Source organism: Vibrio sp. 2433-A1, from assembly GCF_056726085.1.
This window is the reverse complement of record NZ_JBRESC010000001.1, coordinates 449,534-474,109: the sequence shown is the minus strand read 5'-3', so window position 1 is coordinate 474,109 and position 24,576 is coordinate 449,534. Positions and strand designations below refer to the sequence as shown.

The 24,576-nt window shown below is 45.2% G+C and carries 26 protein-coding genes; 16 read left to right on the top strand and 10 right to left on the bottom strand.

Annotated features, from left to right (window positions below; all coding sequences use genetic code 11):
- The first annotated feature begins 18 nt into the window (after positions 1-18).
- From accA to ACU01J_RS02225, 5 genes are all read left to right on the top strand, one after another.
- The gene (gene accA / locus ACU01J_RS02245) at positions 19-978 is read left to right on the top strand and encodes an acetyl-CoA carboxylase carboxyl transferase subunit alpha (protein ID WP_053440048.1); all 960 of its coding nucleotides are present in this window, start codon (positions 19-21) and stop codon (positions 976-978) included.
- 94 nt (positions 979-1,072) lie between these two features.
- Complete coding sequence (gene tilS / locus ACU01J_RS02240; RefSeq protein ID WP_481084221.1) at positions 1,073-2,380, top strand: tRNA lysidine(34) synthetase TilS; 1,308 nt, start codon at positions 1,073-1,075, stop codon at positions 2,378-2,380.
- Between the two features lie 62 nt (positions 2,381-2,442).
- Positions 2,443-2,757: a c-type cytochrome gene (locus tag ACU01J_RS02235; protein WP_481084220.1), complete on the top strand. Its 315-nt coding sequence runs from the start codon at positions 2,443-2,445 to the stop codon at positions 2,755-2,757.
- Between the two features lie 113 nt (positions 2,758-2,870).
- A complete protein-coding gene (gene glnB, locus ACU01J_RS02230; RefSeq protein WP_004415234.1) occupies positions 2,871-3,209 on the top strand; it encodes a nitrogen regulatory protein P-II in 339 nt (112 codons plus the stop codon).
- Positions 3,210-3,256: 47 nt separating this feature from the next.
- On the top strand, positions 3,257-4,114 hold the full coding sequence (locus ACU01J_RS02225; protein ID WP_481084219.1) for an endonuclease/exonuclease/phosphatase family protein: 858 nt from the start codon (positions 3,257-3,259) through the stop codon (positions 4,112-4,114).
- Here the strand turns inward: ACU01J_RS02225 and ACU01J_RS02220 are convergent.
- The 3 genes from ACU01J_RS02220 to gloB form a co-directional block, all read right to left on the bottom strand.
- The gene (locus ACU01J_RS02220) at positions 4,094-4,780 is read right to left on the bottom strand and encodes a YIP1 family protein (protein ID WP_481084218.1); all 687 of its coding nucleotides are present in this window, start codon (positions 4,778-4,780) and stop codon (positions 4,094-4,096) included. The two genes, ACU01J_RS02225 and ACU01J_RS02220, sit on opposite strands and share 21 nt — an antisense overlap.
- Positions 4,777-6,342 (bottom strand): LysM peptidoglycan-binding domain-containing protein, encoded by a 1,566-nt coding sequence (locus ACU01J_RS02215; protein ID WP_481084217.1) that lies wholly within the window; start codon positions 6,340-6,342, stop codon positions 4,777-4,779. Before ACU01J_RS02215 ends, ACU01J_RS02220 begins: the two co-directional genes overlap by 4 nt.
- 70 nt (positions 6,343-6,412) lie before the next feature.
- Positions 6,413-7,171 (bottom strand): hydroxyacylglutathione hydrolase, encoded by a 759-nt coding sequence (gloB, locus tag ACU01J_RS02210; RefSeq protein WP_481084216.1) that lies wholly within the window; start codon positions 7,169-7,171, stop codon positions 6,413-6,415.
- 33 nt (positions 7,172-7,204) lie between these two features.
- Here gloB and ACU01J_RS02205 point away from each other — a divergent pair, with 33 nt between their 5' ends.
- On the top strand, positions 7,205-7,942 hold the full coding sequence (locus ACU01J_RS02205) for a class I SAM-dependent methyltransferase (protein ID WP_481084215.1): 738 nt from the start codon (positions 7,205-7,207) through the stop codon (positions 7,940-7,942).
- Here the strand turns inward: ACU01J_RS02205 and rnhA are convergent.
- Positions 7,939-8,403 carry a ribonuclease HI gene (rnhA, locus tag ACU01J_RS02200; protein ID WP_481084214.1) on the bottom strand — a complete coding sequence of 155 codons (465 nt, stop codon included), beginning with the start codon at positions 8,401-8,403 and terminating at the stop codon, positions 7,939-7,941. The genes ACU01J_RS02205 and rnhA overlap by 4 nt on opposite strands.
- 56 nt (positions 8,404-8,459) lie before the next feature.
- Here rnhA and dnaQ point away from each other — a divergent pair, with 56 nt between their 5' ends.
- Both dnaQ and ACU01J_RS02190 read left to right on the top strand, forming a co-directional pair.
- Positions 8,460-9,197: a DNA polymerase III subunit epsilon gene (gene dnaQ / locus ACU01J_RS02195; protein WP_481084213.1), complete on the top strand. Its 738-nt coding sequence runs from the start codon at positions 8,460-8,462 to the stop codon at positions 9,195-9,197.
- Positions 9,198-9,205: 8 nt separating this feature from the next.
- Positions 9,206-10,456 carry a TIGR03503 family protein gene (locus ACU01J_RS02190; protein ID WP_481084212.1) on the top strand — a complete coding sequence of 417 codons (1,251 nt, stop codon included), beginning with the start codon at positions 9,206-9,208 and terminating at the stop codon, positions 10,454-10,456.
- A gap of 79 nt (positions 10,457-10,535) precedes the next feature.
- On the opposite strand, the gene fadE is transcribed toward ACU01J_RS02190, so the two are convergent.
- Positions 10,536-12,986: an acyl-CoA dehydrogenase FadE gene (gene fadE, locus ACU01J_RS02185; protein WP_481084211.1), complete on the bottom strand. Its 2,451-nt coding sequence runs from the start codon at positions 12,984-12,986 to the stop codon at positions 10,536-10,538.
- 306 nt (positions 12,987-13,292) lie between these two features.
- Here fadE and lpcA point away from each other — a divergent pair, with 306 nt between their 5' ends.
- Positions 13,293-13,874, top strand: coding sequence for a D-sedoheptulose 7-phosphate isomerase (gene lpcA / locus ACU01J_RS02180; protein ID WP_481084210.1), 582 nt, complete (start codon positions 13,293-13,295; stop codon positions 13,872-13,874).
- A 107-nt stretch (positions 13,875-13,981) separates the two neighbouring features.
- Positions 13,982-14,827 (top strand): class II glutamine amidotransferase, encoded by an 846-nt coding sequence (locus ACU01J_RS02175; protein ID WP_481084209.1) that lies wholly within the window; start codon positions 13,982-13,984, stop codon positions 14,825-14,827.
- Between the two features lie 133 nt (positions 14,828-14,960).
- On the opposite strand, the gene ACU01J_RS02170 is transcribed toward ACU01J_RS02175, so the two are convergent.
- Positions 14,961-16,676 carry a proline--tRNA ligase gene (locus ACU01J_RS02170; protein WP_481084208.1) on the bottom strand — a complete coding sequence of 572 codons (1,716 nt, stop codon included), beginning with the start codon at positions 16,674-16,676 and terminating at the stop codon, positions 14,961-14,963.
- 112 nt (positions 16,677-16,788) lie between these two features.
- On the bottom strand, positions 16,789-17,484 hold the full coding sequence (gene tsaA / locus ACU01J_RS02165) for a tRNA (N6-threonylcarbamoyladenosine(37)-N6)-methyltransferase TrmO (RefSeq protein ID WP_481084207.1): 696 nt from the start codon (positions 17,482-17,484) through the stop codon (positions 16,789-16,791).
- 120 nt (positions 17,485-17,604) lie between these two features.
- On the opposite strand from tsaA, the gene ACU01J_RS02160 reads away from it, so the two are divergent.
- From ACU01J_RS02160 to ACU01J_RS02145, 4 genes are all read left to right on the top strand, one after another.
- Entirely contained in the window at positions 17,605-17,865 is a 261-nt protein-coding gene (locus tag ACU01J_RS02160) for a type B 50S ribosomal protein L31 (protein ID WP_394127604.1), read from the top strand.
- Positions 17,866-17,991, top strand: a complete 126-nt coding sequence (ykgO, locus tag ACU01J_RS02155; RefSeq protein WP_005380299.1) for a type B 50S ribosomal protein L36 — start codon at positions 17,866-17,868, stop codon at positions 17,989-17,991. It begins immediately after the preceding gene.
- A gap of 387 nt (positions 17,992-18,378) precedes the next feature.
- Positions 18,379-19,965 carry an AbgT family transporter gene (locus ACU01J_RS02150; RefSeq protein ID WP_481084206.1) on the top strand — a complete coding sequence of 529 codons (1,587 nt, stop codon included), beginning with the start codon at positions 18,379-18,381 and terminating at the stop codon, positions 19,963-19,965.
- A 209-nt stretch (positions 19,966-20,174) separates the two neighbouring features.
- Positions 20,175-20,672 carry a substrate-binding periplasmic protein gene (locus ACU01J_RS02145; protein ID WP_481084205.1) on the top strand — a complete coding sequence of 166 codons (498 nt, stop codon included), beginning with the start codon at positions 20,175-20,177 and terminating at the stop codon, positions 20,670-20,672.
- 44 nt (positions 20,673-20,716) lie between these two features.
- Here ACU01J_RS02145 and ACU01J_RS02140 read toward each other — a convergent pair whose 3' ends face one another.
- Genes ACU01J_RS02140 through metN form a run of 3 tightly spaced genes read right to left on the bottom strand, consistent with a single transcriptional unit; the run spans position 20,717 to position 23,268 of the window.
- Positions 20,717-21,526 (bottom strand): MetQ/NlpA family lipoprotein, encoded by an 810-nt coding sequence (locus ACU01J_RS02140; protein WP_481084204.1) that lies wholly within the window; start codon positions 21,524-21,526, stop codon positions 20,717-20,719.
- 40 nt (positions 21,527-21,566) lie between these two features.
- Positions 21,567-22,244 carry a methionine ABC transporter permease gene (locus ACU01J_RS02135; protein ID WP_053440030.1) on the bottom strand — a complete coding sequence of 226 codons (678 nt, stop codon included), beginning with the start codon at positions 22,242-22,244 and terminating at the stop codon, positions 21,567-21,569.
- Positions 22,234-23,268, bottom strand: a complete 1,035-nt coding sequence (metN, locus tag ACU01J_RS02130) for a methionine ABC transporter ATP-binding protein MetN (protein ID WP_481084203.1) — start codon at positions 23,266-23,268, stop codon at positions 22,234-22,236. The genes ACU01J_RS02135 and metN overlap by 11 nt, the downstream gene beginning before the upstream one ends.
- Positions 23,269-23,584: 316 nt before the next feature.
- Between metN and gmhB the strand changes: the two genes are divergently transcribed.
- Together gmhB and ACU01J_RS02120 are read left to right on the top strand one after the other, a co-directional pair.
- On the top strand, positions 23,585-24,136 hold the full coding sequence (gmhB, locus tag ACU01J_RS02125; protein ID WP_481084202.1) for a D-glycero-beta-D-manno-heptose 1,7-bisphosphate 7-phosphatase: 552 nt from the start codon (positions 23,585-23,587) through the stop codon (positions 24,134-24,136).
- Between the two features lie 48 nt (positions 24,137-24,184).
- Positions 24,185-24,532, top strand: a complete 348-nt coding sequence (locus tag ACU01J_RS02120) for an MliC family protein (protein ID WP_481084201.1) — start codon at positions 24,185-24,187, stop codon at positions 24,530-24,532.
- Positions 24,533-24,576 lie beyond the last annotated feature (44 nt).

The window sequence follows — 24,576 nt, the reverse complement described above, 5'->3', positions numbered from 1 at the left end:
ATAATAAAGGATCTATAGATGAGCCTGAACTTTTTAGAATTTGAAAAGCCAATCGCAGAGCTAGAAGCAAAAATTGAAGCACTTCGTGACGTATCTCGTCATGGTGGTGAAGCGGGTGTTGATCTTGAGAAAGAGATCGAGCAGCTAGAAAAGAAAAGCCTAGAACTTAAAAAGAAAACGTTCAGTGATCTTGGTGCATGGGAAACAGCTCAACTCGCTCGTCACCCACAGCGCCCTTACACGCTAGATTACATCGAGCACGTATTTACTGAGTTTGATGAAATGGCGGGTGACCGTCACTACGCTGACGACAAAGCAATTGTTGGTGGTATGGCTCGTCTAAATGGCCGTCCAGTGATGATCATTGGTCACCAGAAAGGTCGTGAGACAAAAGAAAAGGTAAAACGTAACTTTGGTATGCCAAAGCCAGAAGGTTACCGTAAAGCGCTACGTCTAATGCAAACGGCTGAGCGTTTCAACATGCCAGTGATCACTTTCATCGATACTGCAGGTGCATACCCAGGTGTTGGTGCTGAAGAGCGTGGTCAATCTGAAGCAATCGCAACGAACCTTAAAGTGATGGCTGGCCTAAAAGTGCCAGTAATCTGTAACGTTGTTGGTGAAGGCGGTTCTGGTGGTGCGCTCGCTATCGGTGTAGGTGACTACGTGAACATGCTTCAGTACTCAACTTACTCGGTAATCTCTCCAGAAGGTTGTGCATCAATCCTATGGCGTGATTCAGATAAAGCACCACAAGCTGCAGAAGCGATGGGTCTAATTGCTCCGCGCTTAAAAGAGCTTGAGCTTATCGATGAAATTATCGAAGAGCCACTAGGTGGCGCACACCGTGATCACCTGAAAATGGCGCAAAACATGAAGGCAACACTGGTTCGTCAACTTGAAGAGTTAGAACAGTTTGATAACGATACGCTACTAGAGCGTCGTTACCAGCGCCTAATGAGCTACGGTTACTGTTAATCGCTACATGTATCATAGAAAGGCTGAACTTAGGTTCAGCCTTTTTTATTGCTAGTGATAAAATAACCCTATAACTCTCAAGATAAAGACAGTGATGAAGCTCAAAACTAGGTTTTACGCAGCGATTGACCAATGTTATCAACCAAACACACGCATTGTGCTTGGATTGAGTGGTGGGCTAGACTCACGAGTGATGCTCGAACTACTGGCTCAATACGCTCAGCAACATAACGTGGAGTGTTTAGCGGTACATGTTCACCATGGGCTAAGTGATAATGCTGATCACTGGGCTAATCAATGCCAGCTCTGGTGCCAATCATTAAATGTGCCACTGGTTATTGAAAGAGTGAGCTTGGATATTGAGGGGCGGAGTATCGAAGAGAGTGCTCGTGAAGCTCGTTATAACGCATTGAGTAAGTATCTCAAGAGTGATGACTTATTACTAACGGGTCAACATGCTGATGATCAGTTAGAGACGTTTTTGCTGGCACTTAAACGCGGTAGTGGCCCAAAAGGTTTATCTTCAATGGCTGCCGTCATGCCTTTCGAAAATGGACAAATTGTAAGGCCACTATTATCTGCAACGCGCCAAGAGATAGAAGAGTTCGCTCAAAGTTTAGATCTTGAGTGGGTTGAAGATGAGAGTAATCAAGATCAGCGCTTTGAGCGTAACTTCATTCGCCATAATCTCACGCCAAGAATGAGAGAGCGCTGGCCGCACATCCACCAGTCGGTTCTGCGTAGCGCTGAGCTTTGTGCAGAGCAAGAACTGTTACTTGATGAACTGATGGCTGAAAAGTTATCTTCTGCGATCCATCCAGATGGCAGCTTAGACATTGCCACGTTATCAACGGTGAGTGAACTGGCGAGAACACGCCTGCTGAGAATGTGGCTACAAGCCCTTGGTCTGCGTATGCCTAGCCGAGTACTGCTCGAAAAATTATGGCAGGAAGTGGCTCTAGCCCAGCAAGATGCGAACCCTCAATTGATGTTGACTGATGGGCAGATTCGACGCTTCGCTCATAAGCTATATGTCGTTAAAGCGTGGCAAAGTCTTGAGCAGTGGCAGTGCGCGATGCAACTTGATCAAAGTTGTGAATTGCCTGATGAATTAGGCCAATTGGCGTTGGTTTCATCAGTTAATGGGAAACTATCACAGCAATTATTAGCTCAAGCGCCGCTGCAGGTAAGATTTAGCCCTGAAGGACTTTCAGCGCACCCTGCAGAACGAGGCCATAGCCGAAAACTGAAAAAATTATTTCAAGAGTATGGTGTTCCAAGCTGGCTTAGACGTAGAACTCCTATAGTAATGTGTGGTGAGCGGGTTGTTGCGGTCGGCGATTTATTTATTGATCGCCACTTTATAGGCCAGGACTGTGAACTCATCTGGGACAAGGTTTAGTTGTTTCTGTTAAATTGTATACATAAAAACGTACAACTATCATGGAATTATAAGGAAGAGCAATGAGAAGAATCGCTATTGGATTGGTTATTGGTATGGGCCTATTTAGTGGCCAAGTGCTAGCGGCGGGTGATGTTGCTGCGGGTAAAGCGAAAGCTGCGGTTTGTGCTGCGTGTCACGGCGCTGACGGCATTGCAATGATCCCTGGTTACCCAAACCTGAAAGGTCAAAACGAGCAATACCTTGTTTCTTCGATCAACGCGTACAAAAACAAACAGCGTAACGGTGGTTTGGCTGCGGTTATGCAAGCACAAGCAGCAATGTTAAGCGATGCTGATGTCGCTAACCTAGCGGCTTACTACGCAAGCTTAAAATAATAGCCTTCTGCTGTAGATAGAACAATTGAGCCCGTGCATTCAATGCTCGGGCTTTTTATTACCCAGTTATCATGGGATAATGGAGAAAAGTTACAATAGTTTAAGGGATGAACATGAAAAAGATTGAAGCCATTATTAAGCCGTTCAAGCTTGATGATGTACGTGAAGCGTTAGCTGAAGTTGGTATTACTGGCATGACAGTGTCTGAAGTAAAAGGTTTTGGCCGTCAAAAAGGTCATACAGAGCTGTATCGTGGTGCTGAATACATGGTGGACTTCCTACCTAAAGTGAAGCTAGAAATTGTTGTGACTGATGAAGTGGCTGATCAATGTGTTGATACCATCATTGAGACTGCGCAGACAGGCAAAATTGGTGATGGAAAAATCTTTATCACTGACGTTGAGCGTATCGTACGAATCCGTACTGGCGAAGAAGACGAAGACGCAATCTAATACCTTAAAAAAGAGCCGTAAGGCTCTTTTTTGTTTTGGCGAACAATATGAAAAAAGCTTCCTTAATTCTGCTCCCTTTACTCCTCGCGAGCGCGACAGTTATCGGCTATAAGTCGATATTTCAGTTGTCGGATAGTGCACAACTGACGTCGTTAGATGGTGATCAAGTAGAGCTATCACTGCAATGCTATCAAAACCCCAATGCAGCGGTTGTCGATCAATCAGGCGAAATAAATCTCTTAGTTTGGAATATCTACAAGCAAAACCGTGATAGTTGGCAGCAAAGTTTGCAGCAATTTTCCGCGAACAAGCAATTAGTCCTGCTGCAGGAAGCGAGCATGACGCAAGAGCTTCGTGAATGGATCTTGGCGGCGAAGTGGTTTGGTAGTCAGGTCGATGCGTTTAAAGCGTTTGATACCACTGCAGGGGTGTTGAACCTTTCATTGAGTGCGCCAGCTAAAGCGTGTGCTTATACCGAGCTTGAACCGTGGCTAAGATTGCCTAAATCGGCTTTGTATGCTCTGTATCCGCTGTCTAATGGCCAGCAACTAGCCGTCGTTAACATCCATGCAGTGAACTTTACTTATGGCACAGTGGAATACCAACGTCAGTTAGAGGTGCTGGTGGGTGAGCTGAATAAACATCAAGGACCAGTGATTGTTGCGGGCGATTTTAATAGTTGGAGTGAAGAGCGTTTGAAGGTGATGCACCAAGCTCTGAAATCAGTAGGGCTGCAAGAGGCGACGTATTTGCCGGATCATCGCACTCAATTCATTACAGGATTACCACTGGATCATGTTTTTTTCCGCGGGCTTGGACTAGAAGCAGCAGAGGCGCCTGAATCGGACGCCTCTGATCATAATCCTATTTTGGTGCGCTTCCGATTAGAAAATCAGGATGTATAGCGCCCAAATGAAGTAGTAACCCACCCATGGTAGCGCGGAAATCGCAAGAGCTTGGCCGCGCTCAAATTCAGTCCAAGTACCTATCGCTGCATAACCTAGAGCGATGTACCAAGGCAGTAACAGAGGGAATGAGCTGGCAAACTGAGACCAGTCATTGGTCAGTGGCAGTTTAAGTAAGCCATTTAAACTATTGAGGTCAGCGGCATATACCATCACCTGACCATGCTTAAGTAGCACGCTGACATAACTTGCCAAATCACCAATGATGGCAGGGAAGGTAATCACTGCGCCGGCAGCAAACCATTTCCAAAAGCCATGTTGATGTTGGCTTGGTTTCGTCGCTAGATTAAACCAAAATGCCAGCATCAGGATCGTCAGTGTACGCCCTACAATATCACTGATGATCTCACTGGCCATCAAAGTATTAGGATCTAATAGCTCTAGCTGCTTTGGATTCGTCTCGGCCAGCTGCGCCGCCAAACCTTCTCTTAGCCATTCAAAGTTGACTAAGTCAAAGTAAGAGCCCCAGAATAAAAATGGCGATAGAATTAAGAAAACATAAGGTTGCCAACCCCAAGCGCCACGTTGGTATAGGGCTAAGAAACATGCACTTGGCGATCGAAAAATATCGATCAGCATAACAAGTGGGTTGCTTGATGGGTTCATACACTCACCTTAGTTACATCTACGTAGAGCTTAAGCTTCTGTCCCGGTTTAAGGTACTTCTGCTTGTTTAAGCCATTCCATTTAACAATATCGTTCGACTTCACTTTAAACTTACTCGCAATGCCGCTGATCGTGTCGCCGCTGCGCACGTTGTAGAACACGGTGCGAATGATGGCTCCATCGGAACTGTTCTTCCAAATCACAAGTTTCTGACCAACGCGAAGTGTGTCGCGCGGGCCGATACCGTTCCACTTAGCCAGAGACTGATGGGACACCTTATTCTCTTTGGCAATCGACCATAGGCTATCACCGGAGCTTACTGTGTGTGTAAGTTTGTACTGACCACGTCTCGTTGATTGCGTTTTCGCTAGGCGGTTAGAGGCACTAAGTGCGTAAGCTTTGTCGTCTTTGGTCGAAGTAGGAATCAGCAAGTGTTGACCAACACGAATATTGTTATTGGTCATGTTATTCGCGGTGCGAATCACGCTTGAAGTCGTATTGTACTTTTGTGCCAAAACACTCACGCTATCGCCAGATTTGACTTTGTAACGTACGACTTTCATGCCCTTGCCACGGTTTTCGCTTACCGCTTTATTAAATTTAGCGACATTGCCCGTTGGCAGTAGTAATTGATGCGGCCCTTCTGGCGCAGTGGCCCACTGATTATAGGCAGGGTTCAGACCTTGTAGCTCTTTCACTGAGATACCAGCATATTGAGCCGCAATCGCAAGATCGAGCTGCTCCTTCGGGTCGACTAATTTAACTACAGGTTTGTTAGCAATCGGCGGAATGGTGAGTCCGTATTTCTTTTGATTGGCAACAATATCAGCCAGTGCGAGTAGCTTTGGTACGTATCCGCTGGTCTCTTTTGGTAGATCTAAAGAGAAGAAGTCAGTAGGCTTACCTAAATTTTTGTTCTTGCGAATAGCACGGGAAACGCGCCCTCCGCCACTATTGTAGGCCGCAATTGCGTGCGTCCATTCACCATCAAAACGTTTATTGAGGTAGGTTAGGTAGTCTAGTGCGGCGTCGGTTGAGGCAGGCACGTCGCGGCGGCCGTCATACCAAAAGTTTTGCTCTAGGCCTTGTTGTTTCCCCGTTCCTGGAACAAATTGCCATAAGCCTGCCGCGCTACCGTGTGAATAGGCGAAGGCATCAAATGAGCTTTCTACAACAGGAAGTAAAGCCAACTCTAGCGGTAGGCCACGCTGTTCAATCTTTTCAGTGATCAGGTACAAGAACGGTTCCGCACGCTTAGACACTATTTTCAGATGATTGGGGTGTTTTAGGTACCAAGTACGGTAGTAGTCGACCAATTTATGATCTGGAATAGGCATCTCTAGCTGCATTGCAATGCGTTGCCATACATCTTCTTGAGATTGAGGAGTCACCACTGGTTGTGGTTTTGCTACCGGCTTTGCGGGTTGAGTGGTTAACTCAGTTTGCTTGCTTGGTGGTGGATTATTGGTTCCCGGAGAGACGGCTTCACCGGAATCTGTTGGCTGGGTAAGTTGACAGCCAGATAATACTAGCGCGAATACCCAGCTGTGTTTAACTCGCATTTCACAGCCCTTTTTATCTTTGGCTGCTGATAATACTTGTCACAATTAGTCAGTGACAAGCTGCAAATCGTTAAAATTCGTTCTTCCACTCACGTAATGCAGTAAAAATTGACAAAGAGTCTGTCTCAGAGGTGCGATTTGCGACCGAACGCATAACGGTTGGCTGATCGGTACGAAGGAACGGGTTGATCCATTTTTCACGGCGGATGCTACTTGGTAGCGTCGGTTTGTTTTGCGCACGTAAGCGATTCACTTCATCACGATACTGCTGCAGTTGTTCGTTGTCAGGCTCAACGGCAAGTGCAAACGCTAAATTACTTGCGGTGTATTCATGGGCGCAGAACACTTGAGTCTCTTCTGGTAGGGCGGCTAATTTTCTTAGCGAGGTGTGCATTTGTTCCATCGTGCCTTCAAACACGCGCCCACACCCTGCAGAAAACAGTACATCGCCACAAAACAGCTTACTATCTCCGACGTAGCCGATATGTCCCAGCGTATGGCCTTCTAACCCTAAAACGAAGAAAACTTCATCAAACAGTTCAATTTGGTCACCCGTTTCTACAGCATGAGTCAGTGTGGGAACCGGTTCATTAGCCGGGCCGACGACATCGATGTTAGGGAATTGCCTGACTAATTCAGCAATACCGCCAATATGGTCGTTGTGGTGGTGGGTGATAAGAATTGCTTCTAAACTCAGATCGTGTTCAGCAAGGTAATCAAGCACAGGCTTTGCATCACCTGGATCGACAACTGCACAACGGTGATCGCTATTTTCGATCAGCCAGATGTAATTATCATTAAATGCAGGTATGCTTTTGATGTTCAACATAGTTGTGTCTCCCAAGGGTGAAGCAGGTTAGATATGAAACCAGCACGTAGCGCCAAAAAGCTTGAAAAACCTCATTCATGGTCTCAGCTAAAAAATGGTCAATGGGTCAATGACTCCATCCAAACCCGAATTGATGAATGGTGCCCTAGGTTATTTGGGTATCACTTACTCAAGTTGGGTGGTTTGAGCTGCGAGTTAACCAGCTTCAACTGTAACATTCAACATCAAGTTCAGTTAGATATCCAGAACCCTTTGCATAATGTGATTGCAGATGGTTACGATTTGCCCTTTTTAGAGAAAAGCTTTGATGCTGTCTTGATGGCGCATCAGCTTGACTACTGTAATGACCCTCACCGCATGCTGCGTGAAGTTGACCGAGTCATGATTGATGATGGTTATCTGGTTATTACTGGCTTTAACCCAATTAGTTTAACTGGATTGGGGAGTTTAATGCCATGGCGACGTAATAATTTGCCATGGAGCGGTCGTATGTTTACCCCTAATCGGATTAAAGATTGGCTAGGACTGCTGAACTATCAAGTGGTTGAGTGTGATAGCTATGCGCTGTTTCCAATGCAAAAGTATCGAACGATGTGGACTTGGCTTGAAAACAGCTTAGGAGATTGGGCGTCGCCGATGGGCAGCTTGTACTTTATTGTCGCGCGTAAACGTACCTATCCGTTAAAACCGATTAAACCGCACTGGAAGCTAAAACGAAAATTGACACCCGTGAGCGTCAATTATAAGGTCTCGAATAAACAGCAGCACTAGTTGGGAATGTAGCCGGTATCTTCTTCGGTTGGGTTTTCAGCTGCAGCACGAGCAAGCTCATCACACATTTCGTTTTCACGATGGCCAGCATGACCTTTTACCCAGCGCCAATCTACCGTGTGGCGCTCAGTTTCTTGATCAAGCGCTTTCCAAAGGTCGGCATTTTTAACTGGTTTCTTATCAGCGGTTTTCCAACCACGTTTTTTCCAGTTATGAATCCATTGAGTGATGCCTTGACGAACATATTGGCTATCAGTGGTAAGAATGACATCGCAAGGCTCTTTCAACGCTTGCAGTGCAACGATGGTTGCTAGCATTTCCATGCGGTTATTCGTCGTTAAAGTGTAGCCTTTAGCAAGAGTCTTTTCAGTCTGTTTATAGCGTAATACGACGCCATAGCCACCAGGGCCAGGATTACCTAAACAAGAACCATCAGTGAAAATTTCCACTTGTTTCGTCATGATTTGATACTATTGGGTTAAGCACATTATTGGCATAGTCTGACACACATATTGTTATGAATACTAGCAACAATTCTAAGCAGCATCGTATCGTTGTTCTCGATACGGAAACCACCGGTATGAACCGTGAAGGTGGTCCACACTATCAAGGCCACCGCATTATCGAAATTGGTGCGGTAGAAATTATCAACCGTAAGCTCACTGGCCGTCACTTCCACGTCTACATTAAGCCAGATCGTGAGATCCAGCCCGATGCGGTTGAGGTCCACGGTATTACCGATGAGTTCTTGGTCGACAAGCCTGAATATCAAGATGTTCACGCTGAGTTCCTCGATTTCATTAAAGACGCAGAGCTAGTGGCTCACAATGCGCCCTTCGATACCGGTTTTATGGATCACGAGTTTTCTATGCTCGATCCGACCATTGGTAAAACGGACGACTATTGTAAGGTGACCGATACGCTGGCCATGGCGAAGAAGATCTTTCCTGGCAAGCGAAATAACCTCGATGTGCTTTGTGATCGTTACGGTATTGATAACTCGCATCGTACTCTTCACGGCGCTTTGCTCGATGCGGAGATCCTAGCCGACGTCTACCTATTAATGACTGGTGGTCAAACATCGCTGCAATTCAATGCTGGTAGTTCGAATGATGACGGTGGGGAAGCGATAAAACGTGCAGACAGTGGACGAAAAGCGTTAAAGGTTCTACGTGCAACGGCCGATGAAATAGATGCCCATAATAAAAGATTAGATATCGTCGAGAAAAACGGAAGTTGTCTCTGGCGTCAGTAGGAGAAAGGATGTTGAGGATTTGGATTGCCATTGTAGGGATTGTATTTAGTGCTTTAAGCTACTCAGCTGAAGAATCCTCAATGACTTTGTTAGATAACCGCTTTCGAGTTGATCCGTCGATTAAGCAGATCACTTTTATTATCTATCGAGCAAAGAGCTCACAACCTGTGGTTTTAGTTCGTCCAGATGGTAAAAAATACTATGCTTGGCGCTCTCCTGATAATGTCCGTTGGTACCAAGAGTCATCAATGGACATCATTTCGATCGACAATCCGATGCCGGGGCCTTGGCAGGCGATTGGCAAAGTAACGCCCAAAAATAAAATTAAGCTTATCTCCCATTTAGAGCTATCTACCGATAAGATTCCGCATCGTCTTTTCGTGGGAGAGTCGATTAAGTTTAGTGCGCGTCTTACCTCTGATGGGAAGCCACTTGTCCTGCGAGATTTCTTAGATCGAGTCAAACTTAAGGTGACCTTCACCAAGTTTATTGAGAATGAAGAAACCTTAGTCAAAGAAGCGCGACCAATACCTGAAGTGATTGGTGAGTTTGCTGACGATGGACGTGGTTTAGATGAAGTGGCGGGAGACGGTATTTTCACCGTGCTATTGCCCGTTACGAGCGAACCGGGTAAATATCGTGTGCGTATTACCTCTGGAAATGGCGTCTTTTTACGTGCCCAAGAACAAGAAGTCTTGATCTATCCTCAGCCGCTGCAATTGACTTTTATTCAATCTCGGGATGCCAGTACACCGCATAAGGTGGTGATCAATGGTGAATTGGGGATGATTAAACAAGGGTCGATATCTGCGCATATTGAGCATATGAGCCCAGATGGAGACAAAGTGACTGTTCAAGGTAATTCAGAAGCAGATGCTAACAAGTTGGAGTTAGAGATCCCCAACAACGGTGAGATCGGTCAGTATTCATGGTCGGGTGAAGTGTTTGCCACAAAAATGGGGTCAGAGCGACCACTAATGTTTGACATTACTGAGCATACCTACAGTGTAGTTAAAGATATTGACCTTACTGAAGCCCGCCGTTTGCAGGAGCTAGAGAGAATTGAGCAGCAAAAGATGCTTGAAAAAATGCAGCTTCAACAGATGAGAGAACAAAAGAAAACGCGCACCATGATTATTATCGGTGTGGGTAACTTTATAGTACTGATTCTTGGTTTGGTTGTTTGGTTTGTAATCGGCAAGCTGAGAGCGAAGAAACAAGCGATACCAGAGATGCAGTTAGAAATGCCTAAGAAATAACGCATTGCATTGACTTCGTAACAACAAAAAGGGCTGCCATTGCATTGGCAGCCCTTTGTTTTATCGAGATCTTTTCTGGTTAAGCGACTTCATCCATCGGCGTCAGCGTTGGCTGGGGCTTTGCCGCTAAGTCCTTTGGGTCAAAATCATCAACATTGATGACGTACAGACGATGCTGCTCAGCTTCACGTAACAAGTTAGCTTCGCTGCTATCAATAATGCCTTGTTCTAGACCGATATCAGCCACGAGATCTAAGCGTAAGAACGGACGGCGCTTATTGGTTGCTTTACATACTTTATCAAACACAGGCTCTGCCTCTAGAATGATATGTAGTGCTTTCTCAATCTTACCAACTGGATTAAATTCGCTTGCTTCAAAGTATTGATTGCGGCCAATACGAGAACGTGTCGCACTTGGCGTTTGTAGAATTTGCGCGACTTGGCTATCCAACTTGTCACTTGGTGCTTTACGAATGCGGCCAAACGGGAGAATCATCACTCTAAGTGCTTTACCTAGCCACTTATTCGGGAAGTTAGCTAAGAATTCATCAATCGCATGCTCTGTCTGTTTCAAGCTATCTTGTAGACCCCAGTGAACCAACGGTAGATCATCGGCAATACGGCCTTCACTTTCATAACGTTTCAGTGTTGCCGAGCTTAAGTACAACTGGCTCAAAATATCACCCAATCGTGCGGATAGGCGCTCTTTACGTTTCAGTGAACCTCCTAATACCGCCATTGAGATATCTGACAAGAAGGCAATATTGGCACTGTAGCGGTTAAGCTGTTGGTAGTAACGGGTTGTTTGGTCTTTAACAGGTGCATTAGAGAAGCGACCATCGGTGAGGCCTAACCACAAGCTGCGCACGAAGTTACTCATGGTAAAGCTAACGTGACCCGCTAGAGCGCTGTCAAACTTATCCAGAGCGTCTGATGAATCTGAATAGGCGGCATTCATTTCTGCTAGAACGTAGGGATGGCAACGGATAGCACCTTGACCATAGATGATCATTGAACGAGTAAGAATATTCGCGCCTTCTACAGTGACAGCGATGGGAGCACCTTGGTAGCCACGTGCTAAGAAGTTTGATGGGCCCATACAGATGCCTTTACCACCGACAATATCCATTGCATCAATCACGCTATGTTGCATACGGTGAGTACAGTGGTATTTAACAATGGCAGAGATCACCGATGGCTTTTCACCTAGGTCGATACCTGCAACCGTCAATGAGCTTGCTGCATCCATAACATAAGCATTACCACCTAAACGTGCCAACGGCTCTTCGACACCTTCCATATGACCAATCGGCTGTTTGAACTGACGGCGAATACGTGCATACGCACCCGTCGCAAGTGCGGCAGTTTTAATACCGCCGGTTGAGTTTGAAGGTAGGGTAATCCCACGACCAACCGATAAACACTCTACTAGCATTCTCCAACCTTGGCCTGCCATTTTCGGGCCACCAATGATGAAATCTAATGGCACAAACAGCTCGTTTCCGCGAGTTGGACCGTTTTGGAACGGAACGTTTAATGGGAAGTGACGGTTACCAATTTCAACGCCTTTTAGGTGAGTTGGGATTAAAGCACAGGTGATGCCGAGTTCTTGTTGTTCACCAAGTAGGCCATCTGGGTCACGCAGTTTAAATGCTAAACCTAGTACCGTCGCAACAGGGGCGAGAGTGATGTAGCGCTTGTTCCAAGTCAGACGCATCCCTAGAACTTCTTTACCTTCCCATTTGCCTTTACATACCACACCGAAATCAGGGATAGAGCCAGCATCTGAGCCAGCTTCAGGGCTAGTCAGGGCAAAACAAGGGATCTCTTTACCTTCCGCTAGGCGAGGTAAGTAGTAATCTTTTTGGTCGTTAGTGCCGTAGTGTTGCAGTAACTCACCAGGGCCTAAAGAGTTTGGTACGCCTACCGTTGATGACAGAACGCTGGATACACCAGTCAATTTCTGTAGCACCAAAGATTGCGCATAAGCGGAGAACTCAAGACCGCCATATTTCTTTTTAATGATCATGGCGAAGAACTTATGATCTTTTAAGTATTGCCATACTTCTGGTGGTAAGTCGGCTAGTTCATGAGTTACTTGGTAGTCGTTTACCATAGCGCACACTTCGCTTACCGGTCCATCAAGGAAAGCTTGCTCTTCAGCGCTTAGCTTAGGATCTTTAATCTCATGTAGCTTGTTCCAGTTCGGCTTACCTTTGAAAAGCTCTGCCTCCCACCAAACCGTACCCGCATCAAGGGCTTCTTTTTCCGTTTGAGACATAGCAGGTAGCACTTTCTTAAACAGAGTTAGTGCTTTTTTGCTGATCAGAGATTGGCGCACCGATGGGATAGCTAAAGTTACTACCGCTGCGATGAATAGAATCCAACTCAGCGAGCCTGCACTGCCAAAGATAGACAGAGCTACCATAGTAGCGGTCAGAGCCGAGATAGAGAGTAGCAGCGAACTGCGATGGTATAAGCAGACCGCTAGTACAGCGGTAAAACCTAAGATAGAGAGCAAGATGTCCATATTTTTTTCCTTTTACGGCGGCCTTGTATGTGTTGTACGTCTTTAAAGTAGTAAGAGGTCTAACCAGTCAAGTGTAATCAAAACATTAATAAAATGTAAAACGGCAATTTGTTCAAAAAGTGATCTAAGTAGAGTGAAAGGTCTAAAAATGATGAGTCATACAGATTTTGTGAGGAGAGATTTGCAATAAAGGTGCAATTGTTAACTGTGGGCTATCGACAGTGAGAATTGTTTGAGTAAACTCTGTAGGTAATGCTTTCTGTAATTGATGCAGAACTATTTATTACAAAAATTAGAGATAAACCTATGTACCAGGACCTAATTAAAAACGAATTGACCGAAGCTGCCGATGTACTGAATAAGTTTTTGAGTGATGATAATAATATTGCTCAGATTGAAGCAGCGGCGAAGATGATTGCTGATTCATTCAAGCAAGGTGGTAAAGTTCTGTCTTGTGGTAATGGCGGTTCACACTGTGATGCGATGCACTTTGCTGAAGAGCTAACAGGTCGTTACCGTGAAAACCGTCCTGGCCTACCGGGTATCGCGATTTCAGATCCTAGCCACCTATCATGTGTGAGCAATGATTTTGGTTACGACTTCGTTTTCTCACGTTATGTTGAAGCGGTAGGCAGCAAAGGTGACGTTCTATTTGGATTATCGACATCAGGCAATTCAGGTAACATTCTAAAAGCGATTGAAGCTGCACAAGCTAAAGGGATGAAAACCATCGCGTTGACAGGTAAAGATGGCGGTAAAATGGCGGGCCTAGCGGATATTGAAATCCGTGTACCGCACTTTGGTTACGCTGATCGTATCCAAGAAATCCACATCAAAATCATCCACATTGTGATTCAATTGATTGAAAAGGAGATGGAGAGCGCGTAACTGCCGTTTCCATCACCTATCTTATAAATATAAGCGCTAGCAATCTTGCTGGCGCTTATGTTATTAAATAAGTCTGACACGCAAGGAAGAATGGAGTTTGCTAGACCATGTGTGAATTGCTCGGAATGAGCGCTAACGTTCCAACTGATATCTGTTTTAGTTTTACTGGTTTGATGCAGCGAGGCGGTAACACTGGCCCGCATCGTGATGGCTGGGGGATTACTTTCTATGAAGGTAAGGGCTTTCGTACCTTTAAAGATCCCAACCCGAGTTGCGACTCAAAAATAGCGGAGCTAGTGCAAAACTATCCGATAAAGAGTCGTGCGGTGATAAGCCATATCAGGCAAGCTAACCGCGGTGGCGTCAATCTAGAAAATACTCACCCATTTACTCGTGAATTGTGGGGACGTTATTGGACATTTGCACATAATGGCCAGCTTTGTGACTATCAATATTTCCATACGGGTCGGCATCGCCCTGTAGGCCAAACGGACAGTGAATTGGCATTTTGCTGGCTATTAAAGCAGATGGAAGACCGCTACCCTGAGCCACCACAAGACATGGTCGGTGTGTTCCGTTTTGTTGCTGAGTGTTGTGACAAACTGCGTGAGAAAGGGGTATTTAATATGCTGCTTTCTGACGGTGAGTATGTCGTAACCTACTGCACCAATCATTTGTATTGGATCACGCGTCGTGCTCCATTTGGTAAGGCGTCACTGATTGATGAAGACGTTGAGATTAACTTCCAAGAAGAAACAACGCCGAATGATATTGTTTCTGTGATTGCCACTCAGCCATTAACAGACAATGAAACATGGCACCGGATGAAGCCGGGCGAGTTTGGTATTTTCCACTTTGGTGAATTGATAGATGGCAATGCCGACGAACTTATTGATGTGCCATACGCGCCGAAGAAAGTCGCAAGCCAAGCGCCAACAGAGCCGTTAGAGTAGAGAGTCTCATCGGGTATTCGACCTCACCTTAAGAGATCCCCAACTCTCTCGTGCCTCATTCTTGAGGATGACGGCAAAAACAAAAAAGGCCGATGTTTCCATCGGCCTTTGATATTTCTAAGCGTTAAACAACTTAAGCAAGTTGCGCTTTAACGTGCTCAACGATGTCTGCCATCGCAACGGCTGTTTTCTCACCAGAGCGACGGTTCTTGTACTCGAAGTTACCTTCTTTCATTGAACGATCACCGATCACGATAGTGTGAGGGATACCGATCAGCTCCATATCAGAGAACATAACGCCAGGGCGCTCTTTACGGTCATCGAATAGCACTTCGATACCCATAGCTGTCAGTTCAGTGTACAGCTTCTCAGCCGCTTCTTTCACTTCTTCAGACTTATGCATGTTCATTGGCACGATAGCGACTTGGAAAGGCGCTAGTGCGTCAGGCCAGATGATGCCGTATTTGTCGTGGTTCTGTTCGATTGCAGAAGCAACAACACGTGATACACCAATACCGTAACAACCCATTTCTAGGATTACGTTCTTACCATCAGGACCAAGCACGCCACAGTTCATCGCTTGAGAGTAAACATTACCTAGCTGGAAGATGTGACCTACTTCGATACCACGCTTAAGCATCAGCGTACCTTGACCACATGGGCTTGGATCGCCTTCTACTACGTTACGTAGATCTTCAATTTGGCCTAGCTCTACGTCACGACCCCAGTTGATACCGAAGTAGTGTTTATCATCCACGTTAGCACCCGCACCAAAGTCGCTCATTACAGCTACGGTACGGTCAACAATGAATGGCAGTTCAAGACCAACAGGACCTAGTGAACCAGGGCCTGCCCCGATCAGTGCGCGAATCTCTTCTTCTGTTGCCATCTCTAGAGGAGCGGCGACTTGAGGAAGGTTTTCTGCTTTTACTTCGTTCAGTTCGTGGTCACCGCGAACGATAAGCGCGATGATATCGGCGTCAACTTCATCAGAGGCTTTAACGAATAGCGTCTTAACTGTTTTCTCGATTGGTAGATCGAACTGTTCTACAAGCTCAGCAATTGTTTTCGCATTTGGCGTATCAACTAGTGTCATCTCTTGAGTTGGCTGCGCACGCTCACCAGCAGGCGCTGCCGCTTCTGCTTTTTCGATGTTTGCTGCGTAGTCAGATTCTGTAGAGAATGCGATTAGGTCTTCACCACTTTCCGCTAGTACGTGGAACTCTTGAGAGCCACTACCACCGATAGCGCCAGAGTCAGCCAATACAGGACGGTACTCAAGGCCCATACGATCGAAGGCTTTACAGTAAGCATCGTGCATCGCTTGGTAAGATTTCTCTAGACCTTCTTTATCGATGTCGAAGCTGTAAGCATCCATCATGCAGAATTCACGTGCACGCATTACGCCAAAACGTGGGCGACGCTCGTCACGGAATTTAGTTTGGATTTGGTAAAGGTTTAGCGGTAGCTGCTTGTAAGAGCTCACTTCATTACGCACAAGGCTAGTGATAACCTCTTCAGCTGTTGGGCTAAGTACAAACGGACGAGTATGACGGTCAGTAAAGCGAAGTAGCTCAGGGCCCATCTTTTCGCTGCGACCAGTCTCTTCCCATAGTTCAAACGGCTGAACAACGGGCATCAAAGTTTCGACAGCACCTGCATTGTCGATCTCTTGACGAACGATGTTTTCGACTTTACGCAATACACGTAGACCAGTAGGTAGCCAGGTGTAAAGACCTGAAGCTAGCTTACGGATCATACCTGCACGTAGCATAAGCTGGTGGCTTACTACTTCTGCGTCGTTTGGAGTCTCCTTCAGAGTAGAAAGAAGATAATTACTGGTACGCATTAAATTTATCCGTTTATTAAAGTTGATTACTCAAGCCAGAATGGACAAGAGTATGAAATCCCAATACAGGGAAATTTTCTAAGCCGTCTATAATATCAGCCAATTGGCTTTGTCAAAAGCATTCGATCGACGTAACCGTGACGAAATTGCCCTCAACAGTGAATTTTACGTTTAAGTCGAACAAGTTGACCGCATACTCTTTGTTATCGGTCTTGTTTTTTTTATAGGCTGGGCGAGGGTCTTGGGCTAAGACTTGCTCAATTACCTGGCTCTCCATTCTCCCTTCATTGCGCTTCTCAAGCGCTGCTTTAGCCGGATCAGAGAAGATAACTTGCGCAGTTTCCGGCTCAAGTTCGGCATAACCGCCAAGTGCGCCTGCTACCGAATCTGAATAAGGAATATAAGGCTTAATATCCACAATCGGAGTTTGATCGACAAGATCGACGTTGCCCAGTTCAAGGTAGATTTGATCGCCTTGCTGTGTGACGCCTCTTAATTCAACTGCCGACATACCAATACTATTGGGTCTGAATGTAGAGCGAGACGCCAACACACCAACGCGTTCATTGCCACCTAAGCGCGGAGGTCTAACCGTAGGTTTCCATCCCGCCTCAAGATTTTGATCAAATAGAAATAGCAGCCATACATGACTGAATTGTTCGATCCCGCGTACAGCTTCAAGGCAATTTATAGGGCCATACAGGCGTACCCTAGAGGTCGCAGCGGTGACAAGTCTTGGTTGGCGAGGTACGGCAAACTTCTCTTTATAGGGAGATTCAACGAAACCGATCGGTTCTATGGAGTACATGTTTGTCTCTCTTCACTATCACTCTGAAAAGAAAATATCATAAAAACCTCTTGCATTCCTTGTTGATAATGATTATTAATTGCAATGTTATAACATAACGAATGAATGTAGGAGAAAGAAATGAAGCAGAACATCCATCCTGAATATCGCCAAGTGGTGTTTCACGATACCAGTATCGATGAGTATTTTGTTATTGGTTCGACGCTACAAACTGATCGAACCATTGAATGGAAAGATGGTAAGACCTACCCATACTTCACTGTTGAGGTGTCATCGAAATCACACCCTTACTACACAGGTAAACAGCGCGTGATTCAAAAAGAAGGACGAGTGGCCAACTTTAACCGCCGTTTTGCCCAGTTTTCAAAAGGAGAAGAGTAAATGAAGGTCGTTAAATCGTTAAAAAGCGCCAAGAGTCGTCATCCTGATTGCCAGATCGTAAAGAGAAGAGGGCGACTGTATGTCATTTGCAAAACCAATCCAAGATTCAAAGCGGTGCAAAAATAAGCATCTTCTAGGTGTGATCAATATGCAAAGTTGAACAAAAAACTCCCTCCTTGGTAGCGAAAGAATTAATTGAATGTGAAGAGTGATGAAATCATGCGCTAGACGCAGCTTTAAACAAGGTTTGTTATTTTTATGGTCGTTGAATCAGTAAGTTACAATTCTGGATATAAACAGAATGAATGCATTTATATGAATTATAAATCTAACTTAGGTTTTTAATTTGGTGTTATTTGCTAGAATTTTGTTCAAATGACGTTAAATGGCGTGGTTTGTTACATACTTTGTAACATTTTACGTTTCTAATTGAGTCTTTTGTCGAGTACTCTGCGCTGGCATTTGGAACATTTTTGTCACAATTGCGCAGGAATAACTACAAGGAGGGAACGGATGAGTTCATCTGCTTCAATTAGAAACAATTCGCCAAAGAAACCTTTATTTACTCGCTTTCTCGATGGCGTTGAGTATTTGGGGAACCTATTACCCCATCCGATCACACTATTTGCAATCTTCTGTGTTGCGATTCTAGTCACTTCAGGCATCGCTGGTTACTTCGAAGTATCTGTTATGGATCCTCGTCCAGAAGGTGCTAAAGGTCGTGCTGCTGACGGCATGATCCACGTTGTGAGTCTATTAAATGCTGAAGGCTTACAGCTTATCGTAACTAACCTAGTTAAGAACTTTGTTGGCTTTGCACCGCTAGGTACTGTACTAGTGGCAATGCTTGGTGTTGCTATCGCTGAGCACTCTGGCCTTCTATCTGCAGCAATGCGTGGCATGGTAATGGGTGCGTCTAAGCGCATGGTTACTGTGACAGTGGTATTCGCAGGTATCATTTCTAACACGGCATCAGAGCTTGGCTACGTTGTTCTAATTCCACTAGCAGCAATGCTATTCCACTCGTTAGGTCGTCACCCTCTAGCAGGTCTAGCGGCGGCATTTGCGGGTGTCTCTGGTGGTTACTCTGCAAACCTTCTTATCGGTACCGTTGACCCACTGCTTTCTGGTATCACAGAAACAGCAGCTCAGATGATTGACCCGTCTTACACAGTAGGTCCTGAGTCAAACTGGTACTTCATGTTTGTATCAACGTTCTTCATCGCAATTACGGGTGCGTTCGTAACTGAAAAAATCGTTGAGCCAAAACTAGGCAAATACAACGATGAAGAAGCGTCAGAAGACCTATCAAACGATTCAATGGGCAAGCTAACAGACGTTGAGAAGAAAGGTCTGAAACTGGCAGGTCTAGCGGTTGTTGCTGTATCAGCACTTCTAGCTTGGACAATTGTTCCTGAAGACGGTGTTCTACGTTCAGCAACAGGTACAGTGGCTGGCTCACCATTCCTGAAAAGTATCGTAGCGTTTATCTTCGTATTCTTTGCAGTTCCAGGTTTCGTTTACGGTAAAGTAACAGGCTCAATGAAGACTGACCGTGACGTGATTGATGCAATGGCGAAGTCAATGTCTTCTATGGGCATGTACATCGTACTAGTATTCTTTGCAGCTCAGTTTGTTGCCTTCTTCAAGTGGACGAACTTTGGTCAGGTATTCGCAGTAGCGGGAGCAAGCTTCCTACAGGAAATTGGTCTAACAGGCCCAATGTTGTTCTTCGCATTTATCCTAATGTGTGGCTTCATTAACCTAATGATCGGTTCAGCATCAGCTCAGTGGGCTGTAACAGCGCCAATCTTCGTTCCAATGCTAATGCTAGTTGGCTACGCGCCAGAAACGATTCAGGCGGCTTACCGTATAGGTGATTCAACGACTAACATCATCACTCCAATGATGAGCTACTTCGGTCTAATCCTGGCGGTAGCGACTCGTTACATGAAGAATCTAGGTATCGGTACGCTAATCGCAACCATGCTACCTTATTCAATCTGCTTCATCGTAGGTTGGAGTGTGTTGTTCTACGCTTGGGTATTCGTATTCGGTCTACCTGTTGGTCCTGGTGCGGCAACGTACTACACGCCTTAATCTATGTAGATAGCCTATATTTAAAAGCCAGAGCCTTTGCTCTGGCTTTTTTATTTTTAAGCGTAGTTAGCAACAGAATTGACAAGTGATGGCGCTGAACTTTACTTATCTTATGGATGAAATTTTTTGGGGATGAATCATTGGTAAGAGTATCGCTATGCCTAAGCCTGTGTTTTTTACTAGTGCCTTAGTCTAAGAGTTGAAAAATTATGATTAGGCGTTTTACTTTATCGGTATTAGGTTGCCTGTTCTCGTTCAATGTATCGAGTATGCCCCCTATACAGTTAGTTACGCTCGACTACCCTCCCTATATTGTCACTCATGACGGAGAGCTATCCGGTGTGGCTATAGAACTGGTGGAGTCGGTGTTTGAAGAGTTAAATGTTCCGATATCGATAGAAGTGCTGCCATGGGCGAGAGCATTGAGTAATGTCCAGTTTGGGCGTGCTGATGTCTGGGTTAATAATGATTTTGGTGCTCGCAGCATCATGGCCAGTGAGCAAATGGAAGATATCTTGGAGATATTATCTCCGCCTATTGAGGCGACGCCAAGCTATATCGCTTTTTCGAAACTCAAAGAGCATGCGTGGCTACGGGATAGATTCGATGAAGTACTACGAGACATGAAAGAAGATGGCCGCTATGAGGCGATCATTGATCGCTATTTCGAACGCTTAAAAGAGCGTGAGGTAAGAGAAAAGGACTGACGTATTAACGACAGCCCTTGTTGTTTATGTAAGCGAGTAAGTGATTACCAACCTTTAACTACGCCACCTTGGAAGATGTCTGATGCCGCAGAGTAAACTTCTTCAGTTTGGTACGCTTTAACGAAATTAACTACGTTTTCAGCTTGTGCGTTGTCTTCACGTGCAACGATGAGGTTTACATACGGAGACTCTTTATCTTCAACAAAAATGCCATCTTTTTGTGGAGTTAGGTTGATAGAGCTAGCGTAAGTTGTGTTGATTACAGCAAGAGCTACGTCATCTAAAGAACGAGGAAGCTGAGCAGCGTCTAGTTCAACAATCGTGATGTTCTTAGGGTTTTCTACGATGTCACGAACCGTTGCAAGAAGGCCAGCTCCTTCACGTAGTTTAAGTAGACCTTGTTGCTCAAGTAATAGTAGAGAGCGACCTAGGTTAGTTGGATCGTTTGGTACTGCGATGCGAGCGCCATCTTGGATCTCATCAACCGATTTTACTTGCTTAGAGTAACCAGCAATTGGGTATACAAATGTATTGCCCGCGATAGTTAGCTTGTAACCACGGTCAGCTACTTGCTGATCTAGGTATGGCTTATGTTGGAATGCGTTGATGTCGATTGAACCGTCATCCAGTGCTGCGTTTGGCGTTACGTAATCCGTGAAAGTAACAAGCTCCACATCTAGGCCATACTTCTCTTTAGCCACTTTTGCTGCAACTTCAGCAACCTGTGCTTCAGCACCCGCCATTACACCTACTTTTATTTTGCTTGTGTCGGCTTCTTTTTCGCCACAACCCGCTAGAACTAGTACAGACGCTGCTGCTGCTATAGTCAAAAGACCTTTAATACTGAATTTCATCACTATCTCCTTATGAATAATCTTTGAATTTGTTATATTTTTATCGGTGATCAACGCGACGAACAATCGCATCACCGATAGATTGAATGATTTGCACGAGTACGATTAACATCACAACTGTCACTGCCATAATCACGACATCATAGCGGTGGAAGCCGTATCGAATCGCGACGTCGCCTAGACCACCGCCGCCTACTGTACCTGCCATTGCAGAGTAGCTGACTAGCGTCACTAGGGTAATCGTTACCGAGTTAACAATCGTAGGCATCGCTTCAGGAAGCAGTACCTTAGAAATAATTTGCATTGGTGTTGCGCCCATAGACTGCGCTGCTTCAACCAAGCCCGTCGGAACTTCTAACAAAGCACCTTCAATCAGACGCGCAACAAATGGGATTGCGCCAATCGTGAGCGGTACGATTGCTGCTGTGGTGCCGATAAAGGTACCCACTAACAGCTTAGTCACCGGAATGATTGCTACCATCAGTACTAAGAATGGTACTGAGCGGCCTATGTTGACCACAGCACCAAGAATCCCATTAAGTTTGGTATTCTCAAGTAGTCCGCCTTTCTTGGTAATATGAAGAATAACACCGAGTGGAATACCCACCGCAAAGCCAACGATACCTGCGACTGCAACCATGTAGAGTGTTTCCCACGTTGCACCAAGCAATAGGTTGCTGTTGAGGCTCAGCCACTGTGAAATTTCATTAAAGGACATAACCTAGCACCTCTACTTTTACATTGTGCTCACGCAGGAACTCAATCGCTGCATTGTCATCTTGTTCATTACCAAACAGCTCAGCCACCATCATGCCGAACTTAACGCCGCCAGCGTAATCGAGATCCGAGCTTAGGATGCTCACATCAATATTGAACTTACGAGCAATCTGAGTCATTAAAGGCGCATCAACGGTCGCACCAGTAAACTCTAAACGAACAAGTGGGTAGCTTCCTTCAACACGAGTTTCTTGTAGTCGAGCCTGGTAATCTTCAGGAATCGATAGATCGAGTGTCGAGCGAATAAATTGGTGTGCCAGCTCTGTTTTAGGGTGCGCGAAAATCTCGCCAACGGTACCTTTCTCAACCAATTCACCGCCACCAATGATTGCTACTTCATGACAGATGCTTTTTACTACATCCATTTCGTGAGTGATGAGCAGAATGGTGATATTTAACTTACGATTGATCTCTTTCAGCAACTCTAGAATCGATTGAGTTGTTGCCGGATCAAGTGCGCTGGTCGCTTCGTCACACAGAAGCACCTTAGGATCAGACGCTAGAGCGCGGGCAATCGCAACACGTTGCTTCTGGCCGCCACTTAAGTTGGCTGGGTAGCTTTCATGCTTATCAGCTAAGCCCACCAGTTTTAGCAACTCAGTCACTTTTGCTGAAATATGGCCCTTATCTTTACCTGCTAGCTCTAAAGGTAGTGCGACGTTGTCAAACACGGTACGTGAAGAGAGCAAGTTAAAGTGCTGGAAAATCATACCGATGTTACGGCGAGCTTCACACAGCTCCGATTTTGATAGCTTAGTGAGATCCACACCATCAACAATAATAGAACCCGTTGTAGGGGCTTCTAGCATGTTTACACAACGAATAAGTGTACTTTTCCCTGCTCCTGACGAGCCAATAACACCAAAGATATTTCCCTGTGGGATCTGTAGGTTAATCTCTTTCAAGGCATGGATTTCCTTAGTACCTTGATAGAACACCTTATTTACTTGATTAATTTCAATCATCGAGAAACTCGTTTCAGCTTAGGAGCAGTAGATTATTTTGAACTATATCTCATTTACTAGAGGATGCTATGGCTTTGTGCGAAAGCTGTCAATAGATATTTTTACGTCTAGACGTCTAAACGTATTATTGACCAAATCAATTTGTCATTAGATAGAGATTTCGGCAATAAGCGTTAAGTTTGGTTACCAGAATATCGCTAGATTAACCAACCTGTTCCTTGCTATGACTGAGGGTTTGCCGCGCTTGATAAGATGGCATATTGCAACGACTTGGGTATAATCTTCTTTATATAAAGCAAATAACGAGAAGCATATTTTGGCGAAACCAGCAGTCTTTTTAGATCGTGATGGCGTGATTAACGTAGATCATGGCTATGTACACGATGAGCACGATTTTGAATTTATTGAAAGCGTGTTTGAAGCGACCAAGAAACTGAAAGATATGGGCTACTTACTGGTCTTAGTAACCAACCAGTCAGGTATAGCACGTGGCAAGTTCAGTGAAGATCGCTTCCTAGACTTAACTCAGTGGATGGACTGGAACTTTGTCGATAATGGCGTTGAGTTCGATGGTTTTTACTACTGCCCGCATCATGCTGAACATGGTCAAGGTAAATATAAAGAAGATTGCGATTGTCGTAAGCCAAAGCCAGGTATGTTTATCTCTGCTCGCGATTTCTTAAAAATCGATATGGCTAACTCTGTTATGGTTGGCGATAAAGCTGAAGATATGATGGCAGCCGAAGCCGCTGGCGTTGGGACTAAGATTTTAGTTCGTACAGGTAAGCCAGTGACAGAAAAGGGTGAGACGATAGCATCCGTTGTGCTTGATAGTATTAAAGATGTTCCAGCATTCCTAACTAAATAAGCTCAGATAGGTCGCTACGTGCGACCTTTATTTTCTCTGGAGGTTTTGATGAAGTATCGTGCATTATTAGTCGCTCTTGTCGGAGTGGGTCTTATTGGGTGTTCATACAACGAAGTGGAGCCTAAGAGCGCATACCAAGGTGAGTTTAAAAGCTATGCTTGCCAAGAGGATAAGAGCTTTAAAGTGGCTTATATGCCAAATGACCCCAAAGCGTTATTACGCCTTCCTGAAAATGACTACCGCCTAGTTCGAGTGCGTTCAGGTTCAGGTGTTAAGTATATTCTTGATGACGGTACCTCTGAGACGCTAAATCCAGTGACGCTTTTCACAAAAGGCAATCAAGCTCGCTTAGAGTTAGGGCGCGTCGTTTACAAGAACTGTGTAACCGAAGAATAATAGCCAATCATGACTCGGAGGCAGAATGTTTGCCTCCATTACTT